This window comes from Mycobacterium sp., assembly GCF_035653355.1.
Classification (GTDB): domain Bacteria; phylum Actinomycetota; class Actinomycetes; order Mycobacteriales; family Mycobacteriaceae; genus Mycobacterium.
Map to the genome: position 1 here is coordinate 1 of NZ_DASRBZ010000639.1, position 7871 is coordinate 7871.

Here is a 7871-nt window from a genome sequence, read left to right on the forward strand (position 1 = left end):
TTCGGCAACATTTACGAAGCCGTGGTGAAAATGCCCGAGCGGCTGGCCGCTCAGCCGAGCCCGTCCGTCCTCGGACCCGGCAGCCCGCTGCGCTATTACGCTCCTGTCGCACCGATCACCGTGGCAGCCACTGTTGCGGCGCTCGGCGCTGGCTGGCGAGTCGATGGCGCCCGGTGGTGGCTGGCGACGACAGCCAGCTGCGGGATTTCCGGCTTGGCTATCAGCGGCTACCTCATCCGCCGCGTGAACCTCACAGTGATATTCCCGCATAGGCCGCCACCACCGGCCGAGTGCGACGCATTGATTGCGAGCTGGTACCGACTCAATCTCGTTCGGATCGCAGCTGCAGGCGGCGCCTTGTTCGCCGCATACCGCACGCATCTGGTTGTCACGGGGGGTATGCCACGGCGGTCCGCCGAGCGCCGGCGCTAGCTGCCAGCCGGTAGTTTCGAGACGTGAGCATCAGCCGCCTGCACGAGTCGGTGCGACCGAGCCCCATCTTCCTGGCGATGGTCGGGCTGACGGCATTCGGCGGCGTGCTGGCCTGGTTGGCTGGGGCCAACATCCAGGCCCTGGCCTATGTCGGGGTGTTCATCTTCGTGATCGCCGGCTGGCTGGTCTCGCTGTGCCTGCACGAGTTCGGGCATGCCTTCACCGCTTGGCGATTCGGCGACCGGGATGTCGCGGTGCGCGGCTACCTGACGCTCGACCCGCGCCGCTACAGCAATCCCATGCTGTCGCTGGGCCTGCCGATGCTGTTCATCGCGCTCGGCGGCATCGGCCTACCGGGTGCGGCGGTATACCTGCGGACCTCATTCATGACACCGGCGCGGCGCACCCTCGTCAGCCTGGCCGGGCCGTTCGCCAATCTGGTGCTGGCCGTGCTGCTGCTGGCGCTGGTCCAGTTCTTTTACCAGCCCGAACATCCCGTGCTGTGGGCTGGCGTGGCGTTTCTGGGTTTCCTTCAGCTCACCGCGGTGGTGCTGAACCTGCTGCCGATTCCCGGCCTGGACGGCTATGGCGCGCTGGAACCGCACCTGAGCCCTGAAACGCAGCGGGCGCTGCAACCCGCCAAGCAGTTCGGCTTCCTGATCATCCTGCTGATCTTCCTCGCGCCGATGCTCAACCAGTGGTTCTTCGGCATCGTGTACTCGCTTTTCGACCTGTCCGGGGTGCCGCACTGGCTGGCTGTCGCCGGCGGGAAGCTGACCCGGTTCTGGAGCGCCTGGATCTGACCGAACCCCGACGCCAGCATCATCCGGCCTTGAAATATATGCGTCAACGCGCATATATTGCTCGCTATGGGCGCCGGTCACACGCACAGCGACGCCGACGCTCGGATCTCGCGGATGATCAGCGCCGCGGTACTGCTCGCCGCCTTCTTCGCGGTCGAATTGAGCACCGCGCTGCTGATTGGTTCGATCGCGCTGCTGGCCGACGCCGGGCACCTGTTGACCGACCTGGCTGCCGCGTTCATGGGTCTGGCCGCGCTGATGCTGGCGCGCCGCGGCAGCTCGTCGCCGCGGCGCACCTACGGCTGGCATCGCGCCGAGGTGTTCACCGCGGTGGCGAACGCCGTGCTGCTCGTCGGGATAGCGGCGTTCATCCTCTACGAAGCGGTGCGGCGGCTCGATCACGCCCCGGCGATCCCGGGCGTCCCGATGATCGTGGTCGCGGTCGGCGGGCTGGCCACCAACACCGCGGTGGCGCTGCTGCTGCGGGTCCATTCCGCGGGCAGCCTGGCCGTCAAGGGCGCATACATGGAGGTCGTCGCCGACATGGTGGGCAGCCTTGGTGTGCTGATCGCTGGCCTGGTCACCGTGACGACGCACTGGCCCTACGCCGACGTGGTCGTCGCCGTGTTCGTCGCGCTGTGGGTGCTGCCGCGGGCGCTCTCGCTAGCCCGTAGCGCGCTGCGCATCCTGTCCGAATCGTCGCCGAGCCACATCGACGTCGACGAGTTGCGCGCGGCGCTGCGCGCCGTCGACGGCGTCACCGACGTGCACGACCTGCATGTCTGGACGTTGGTGCCAGGCAAAGACATGGCGACCGCCCACCTGACCAGCCGCGCCGACGCGGCGCGGGTCCTCGACGATGCGCGTGCGGTGCTGGCAGCGCGTGGGTTGCGGCACGCCACCGTTCAGGTCGAGCCGGCGGGTGGCGTCGGCGATTGCTCGGCTAGCTGGTGACTAGCTAAGACCGAGTTCCGCGCGGGCAGCGGGATCGCAATCGTCGAGCAAGTCCAGGCAGCGTTGGTATTCGTCGGTCTCGCCGATGGCGTCGGCGGCGCGCGCCAGCGCTGCCACACACCGCAAGAAGCCGCGGTTGGGTTGGTGCGAATACGGCACCGGGCCGAAACCTTTCCATCCGTTGCGTCGCAGTTGGTCCAGCCCGCGGTGGTACCCGGTGCGGGCATAGGCGTAGGCGGTGATGGCCTTGTCCTCGGCCAGCGCTTCTTCGGCCAGCGCCGCCCACGCGACCGACGCCGACGGATGCGCGGCGGCGACGATGGCCGGGTTCTCGTCGGCCTGCAGCTCGGCTTCGGCGTCGCTGTCGCCGGGCAGCAGGATCGGGTCGGGCCCTAACAGGTCACGCATCGGTGTCATCAGCGCCGCTCCTTGTCGCTTTTGCATCGTCGCCCGCGAGTGATCGGTTTCATTGTGCCGTTGTGCCGCGCCGCATTATCGCCAGGCGCACAATTGCATTCTGTTCTCGCTAAGCTCCCTACTGACTCGACAGCCGGAGGACAGCAACGCCCATGCCCAACCCATCAGGGGCCGACCGCAACGACGCCTCGAACGCGGCCGGTCTCGAGCCAGATGCCGTCAACGACGGCGGTACCGACCGGGTTGCATCCGAGACCGACCCGGTCGGGGAGCAGACGGCCGCACCGGTACCCGACGACGACGCCACCGAGACCTATCCGCGGGCCGATAACGAAGCAGAGCCCGCTACCGAGGTGATGACCCAGCCCGGTGGAGAGAGCCCGGGCCAAGCCGGCCAACCGCAACGGCAGCGCGGCGAACGTCGCTTCACCGCACCGGGTTTCGATGCCAAGGAGACGGTGGTCATGGAAACCGCCGCCGAGCCCGCCACCGAGGTTTTCCGCGCCCGCCAGCAGCAACCGAACGCGGCAGCTCCGATGAACGTGCCGCCGAAAGCCGCTACCCCCCAGGCGATTCCACCGCGTCTCGGCGCGAAGTTGCGGCCGTCGACCCAACGCAGCTGGGGCTGGGTGCTGGCGCTGATCCTGATCATTTTGGCGCTGTCGGCCGTCGCCGTACTCGGCACGGTGCTGCTGACCCGCGGCAAACACCACAAGGCCTCACAAGAGGAGCAGGTCCGCACCACCATCCAGAACTTCGACGTCGCGGTGCAGACCGGCGACCTGGCCGTACTGCGCAGCATCACCTGTGGCAGCGCGCGCGACGGGTACGTCAACTACGACGAGCAAGCGTGGCAAGACACCTACCGAAAAGTGGCCGCGGCCAAGCAATTTCCGGTGGTCGCCAGCATCGACCAGGTCGTGGTCAACGGCGACTCCGCGGAAGCCAACGTCACCGCGTTCATGGCCAACGCCCCGCAGATGCGCTCCACCCGCAGCTTCGACCTGCAGTTCCGCGACGACCAGTGGAAGATCTGCGAGTCGTCGAGCAGCTAAGCGCTTAGCGACTTTCCGGCGCAGTGCAGGTCGTTGCAGGCCTCGATGACCCGCCCGGTCATCGAGGCTTCGGCCTTCTTCAGGTAGCTGCGCGGGTCATAGTCCTTCTTGCGGCCCACTTCGCCGTCGATCTTCAGCACACCGTCGTAGTTGGTGAACATGTGGTCGGCGATCGGCCGGGTGAACGCGTACTGGGTGTCGGTGTCGACGTTCATCTTCACCACGCCGTAGCGCAGCGCCTCCTCGATCTCCGACTTCTCCGACCCCGAACCCCCATGGAAAACGAAGTCAAACGGCTTGGCGTCGCCCTTTAGACCGAGCTTGGCCGCGGCCACCTTCTGACCCTCGGCAAGGATGTCGGGACGCAGCTTGACGTTGCCGGGCTTGTAGACACCATGCACGTTGCCGAACGTCGCGGCCAGAAGGTATTTGCCGTGCTCACCGTGACCCAGCGCGTCGATGGTTTTCTCGAAGTCGTCGGGGGTGGTGTACAGCTTCTCGTTGATCTCGTTGGCGACGCCGTCCTCTTCGCCGCCGACCACGCCGATCTCGATCTCCAAGATGATCTTGGCGGACGCCGCCTCCTTGAGCAGTTCCTGGGCGATCGCCAGGTTTTCGTCGATCGGCACCGCCGACCCGTCCCACATGTGGGACTGAAACAGCGGGTTCTTCCCTTGGGTAACCCGCTCCTGCGAGATCGCCAACAGTGGACGCACATAGCCGTCGAGCTTGTCCTTCGGACAGTGGTCGGTGTGCAGCGCGACGTTGATCGGATACTTGGCCGCGACGATGTGGGCGAACTCGGCCAGCGCCACGGCGCCGGTCACCATGTTCTTCACTCCGAGCCCGGAGCCGAACTCCGCACCCCCGGTGGAGAACTGGATGATGCCGTCGCTGCCGGCGTCGGCGAAACCCTTCAAGGCGGCGTTGATGGTCTCCGACGAGGTGCAGTTGATGGCCGGGAACGCATAGGAGTTCTGCTTGGCGCGCTCCAGCATCTCGGCGTAGACCTCGGGAGTGGCGATGGGCATCGAACTTCCTTCCTGCGGCGACGATGGCCCTCAGTATCGCAACAACGGTCTGGCGTCGACAGCCCGCCGGGGGGTCGCCGGTATCTTGGTGGGCAATGACTACCACGCTGGCCATGCCCAACCTGCTCGACCCGATGTACTGGTTGGGCGCCAACGGCGTGTTCGGCCATGCGGTCCTGCCCGGCATTTTGCTCATCGTTTTCGTGGAGACCGGTCTGCTCTTCCCGCTGCTACCGGGCGAGTCGCTGCTGTTCACCGGCGGCTTACTGGCGGCCAGCAGCCATCCCCCGGTCAGCATCGAGGTGCTGGCCACCTGTGTGGCGGTGGTCGCGGTGCTCGGTGACCAGACCGGCTATTTCATCGGCCGGCGGATCGGGCCTGCGCTGTTCAAGAAGGAAGACTCGCGCTTTTTCAAACAGCACCATGTGAGGGAGTCACACGCGTTCTTCGAGAAATACGGCCCGATGGCCATCATCATGGCCCGGTTCATGCCGTTCATCCGGACGTTCACCCCGGTGGTCGCCGGGGTGTCCTATATGCGCTATCCGGTGTTCCTCGGGTTCGACATCGTCGGCGGCATCGCCTGGGGCGCAGGTGCGACGCTGCTGGGGTACTTCCTCGGCAACAACAACTTCGTTCACCACCACCTGGAAAAGATCATCCTGGCGATCTTGTTCGTGTCAATGATCCCCGCGTTCATCTCGGCGGGAAGGCTCTACGTGAACCGCCGCCGCGCCCCGAAGCGCGAGAAGCTGCCGTTGCCGGACTAGTCGTCGGCATGACCACCGGCGTTCAGATTGCTTCTATCGTCGCGATCGGGCGAAATTCACGACCATAGACGCAATTTCAACGGCAAGATTTGCGCGCCGCTAGCTCAGACGGCGACCCGGAAATCGCAGCCGGTCTTGGCGCGCACGTCGGCGACTGTGACCCCGGGATGCAGCTCGGTCAGGGTGAGTCCCTGCCCCGGTTCGACGTCGAAGACGCACATGTCGGTGATGATCATGTTCACCACGCCCTTGCCAGTGACGGGCAGCGTGCACTGTTTGAGGATCTTCGGAGTGCCGTCTTTGGCGGTGTGATCCATCACGACGATCACTCGTTTCACACCCGACACCAGATCCATGGCGCCGCCCGGGCCCTTGACCATTTTTCCGGGCACCATCCAGTTGGCCAGGTCGCCGTTCTCGGCCACTTCGAGCCCGCCCAGGATGGACAGGTCGATGTGACCGCCGCGGATCATGGCGAACGAATCGGCGCTACTGAAAAAGCTCGACCCGGGAATGGCGGTGATGGTTTGCTTGCCGGCGTTGATCAGATCGGGGTCGACGGCGTCGTCGCTGGGATACGAACCGATGCCGAGTAAGCCGTTCTCGGACTGCAGCGTCACGTCGATGTCGTCGGGAATGAAGTTGGCCACCAGGGTCGGAATCCCGATGCCCAGGTTCACGTAGTAGCCGTCGCGCAATTCCCGGGCGGCGCGCTTGGCCATGAGCTCGCGAATGGGGCTGTAGTTCTTCAGCGCCGCGCCCCCGCTGGTGGTGCGGAACTCGACGCGCTTCTCGTAGTCGCGTCCTTGGATGATGCGGTCGACATAAATTCCGGGCGTATGCACCAAGTCGGGATCCAGGTCGCCAACCTCGACCAGCTCTTCCACTTCGGCCACCGTCACCGCGGCGCAGGTGGCGATCATCGGGTTGAAGTTGCGCGCGGTCTTGCGGTAGACGAGGTTGCCTGCCTTATCGCCTTTCCACGCCTTGACGATGGCCAGATCGGCGCGGATGCCCTCCTCCAGGACGTATTCGGTGCCTTCGAAGACGCGGGTGTCCTTGCCTTCGGCAAGCGGGGTGCCGTAGGCCGTGCGCGTGTAGAAGCCGGGAATGCCTGCACCGCCGGCGCGTAACTTCTCGGCCAGCGTGCCTTGAGGAGTGAGCGTCAGGTCCAGCTCGCCCGCCAGCACCTGACGCTCGAACTCCTTGTTCTCGCCCACATAGGAGGCGATCACCTTCTTCACCTGCCGGCCCTTGAGCAACAGGCCCATCCCGAAATCGTCGACGCCGGCGTTGTTTCCGACGATGGTGAGGTCCTTGACGCCGCTGTCCACCAGCGCGTGGATGAGATTCTCCGGAATTCCGCAGAGGCCGAAGCCGCCGGCTGCGACGGTCATGCCGTCCTTCAGCAGACCTTGCAGAGCTGACGCAGCGTCGGGGTGGACCTTTTTCACGTAGTTGCTCCTCTACTCGTCCGACGATCCCGAAGTCACGTTATAGGCGGCCTCCATCAGCATCCACCCGGACAGCTGCACCGACAGGTCACGTTCGGCCACCTCCGAGCCGGTGACCGCGCCTTCCACGAACTCCGCCTGCGCGCCGGCCGTCGTGGGCAGTTCGGCGGTGCGATCCCAGAACGGCCCAAACACGGGCAGCCCGTCGACCGTCTGACGGTAATCCCACGCCGACTGGCCCGAGGACAGCACTAGCTTTCGGGCGGTGTCGCGGGCGGCCACGTCCTCGGCGGAATCCCCGGGCAGTGTCGTGGCCACCAACGCGAGGTAGCGGGCGGTGATCCCGGCGAACAGCCCGCCGTCACCGCCACCGGCGCCCTTGATCACCCCGGATGGCGCCATCTCTTTTTCGACCGCGGCAACCAGCCGATGCACTCGTGGTGCGTGCCGGGGATCGCCGGTGCGCGCGGCCAATTCGGTTTCCAAGCCGAGCACCACGCCCTGGCAGTAGGTGTACTGGGCGCGGGAAAGCGAACCTGCCTTGATCCCGTCGAACACCAGGCGCGTCTCCGGGTCGATCAGCGTGGCGTCGATCCAGTCGGCCATCTGCTGTGCCCGTTTGAGCCGATCGCCGTAGCGGGCCAAAAAGATTCCGGCCGGCCCGTTGGCGGCGGCGTTGAAGAACTGGTCCTGCTTGCGCCAGGGAATGCCGCCGCCGTCCTCAGGCACCCACGCTTTGACAAACTGGTCGGTCAGCTTGTCCAGCGCGCGCTGGCAGTCGACGCCGACCACCCGGGCGGCTCGCTCCAGCGCCAACGCCAGCCACGCCATGTCGTCGTAGTAATCGTTGATCCACCTGCCCACGTTGCGCAGCCGATGCGAGCGGATCTGGCGGCGAATCCTCTTGCAGCGCTCAAGGTTTGGATCACGCAGCTGCGCGTCGACCAGGCAGTCG

General features: G+C 65.7%; 9 protein-coding genes. 5 read left to right on the forward strand and 4 right to left on the reverse strand.

All coding sequences use genetic code 11. The features are described 5' to 3' along the window. The 3 genes from VFA16_RS21950 to VFA16_RS21960 all read left to right on the forward strand — a co-directional run. The coding region (locus VFA16_RS21950) for a hypothetical protein (protein WP_324969862.1) at window positions 1–432 on the forward strand (432 nt) is incomplete at its 5' end. A 77-nt stretch (window positions 433–509) separates the two neighbouring features. Next, entirely contained in the window at window positions 510–1235 is a 726-nt protein-coding gene (locus VFA16_RS21955; protein WP_324969870.1) for a site-2 protease family protein, read from the forward strand. Between the two features lie 66 nt (window positions 1236–1301). Beyond that, window positions 1302–2189 (forward strand): cation diffusion facilitator family transporter, encoded by an 888-nt coding sequence (locus VFA16_RS21960; RefSeq protein WP_324969863.1) that lies wholly within the window; start codon window positions 1302–1304, stop codon window positions 2187–2189. On the opposite strand, the gene VFA16_RS21965 is transcribed toward VFA16_RS21960, so the two are convergent. After that, window positions 2190–2606 (reverse strand): DUF3151 domain-containing protein, encoded by a 417-nt coding sequence (locus VFA16_RS21965; RefSeq protein WP_324969864.1) that lies wholly within the window; start codon window positions 2604–2606, stop codon window positions 2190–2192. 152 nt (window positions 2607–2758) lie between these two features. On the opposite strand from VFA16_RS21965, the gene VFA16_RS21970 reads away from it, so the two are divergent. After that, a complete protein-coding gene (locus tag VFA16_RS21970; RefSeq protein ID WP_324969865.1) occupies window positions 2759–3661 on the forward strand; it encodes a hypothetical protein in 903 nt (300 codons plus the stop codon). Here VFA16_RS21970 and fbaA read toward each other — a convergent pair. Next, window positions 3658–4692 (reverse strand): class II fructose-bisphosphate aldolase, encoded by a 1035-nt coding sequence (fbaA, locus tag VFA16_RS21975; RefSeq protein WP_324969866.1) that lies wholly within the window; start codon window positions 4690–4692, stop codon window positions 3658–3660. The two genes, VFA16_RS21970 and fbaA, sit on opposite strands and share 4 nt — an antisense overlap. 95 nt (window positions 4693–4787) lie before the next feature. Between fbaA and VFA16_RS21980 the strand changes: the two genes are divergently transcribed. Further along, entirely contained in the window at window positions 4788–5462 is a 675-nt protein-coding gene (locus tag VFA16_RS21980; RefSeq protein ID WP_324969867.1) for a DedA family protein, read from the forward strand. 104 nt (window positions 5463–5566) lie between these two features. Here the strand turns inward: VFA16_RS21980 and VFA16_RS21985 are convergent, their stop codons facing one another. Beyond that, window positions 5567–6916 (reverse strand): 3-oxoacid CoA-transferase, encoded by a 1350-nt coding sequence (locus VFA16_RS21985; RefSeq protein WP_324969868.1) that lies wholly within the window; start codon window positions 6914–6916, stop codon window positions 5567–5569. A gap of 12 nt (window positions 6917–6928) precedes the next feature. Next, the coding region (locus VFA16_RS21990; protein ID WP_324969869.1) for a glycoside hydrolase family 76 protein at window positions 6929–7871 on the reverse strand (943 nt) is incomplete at its 5' end.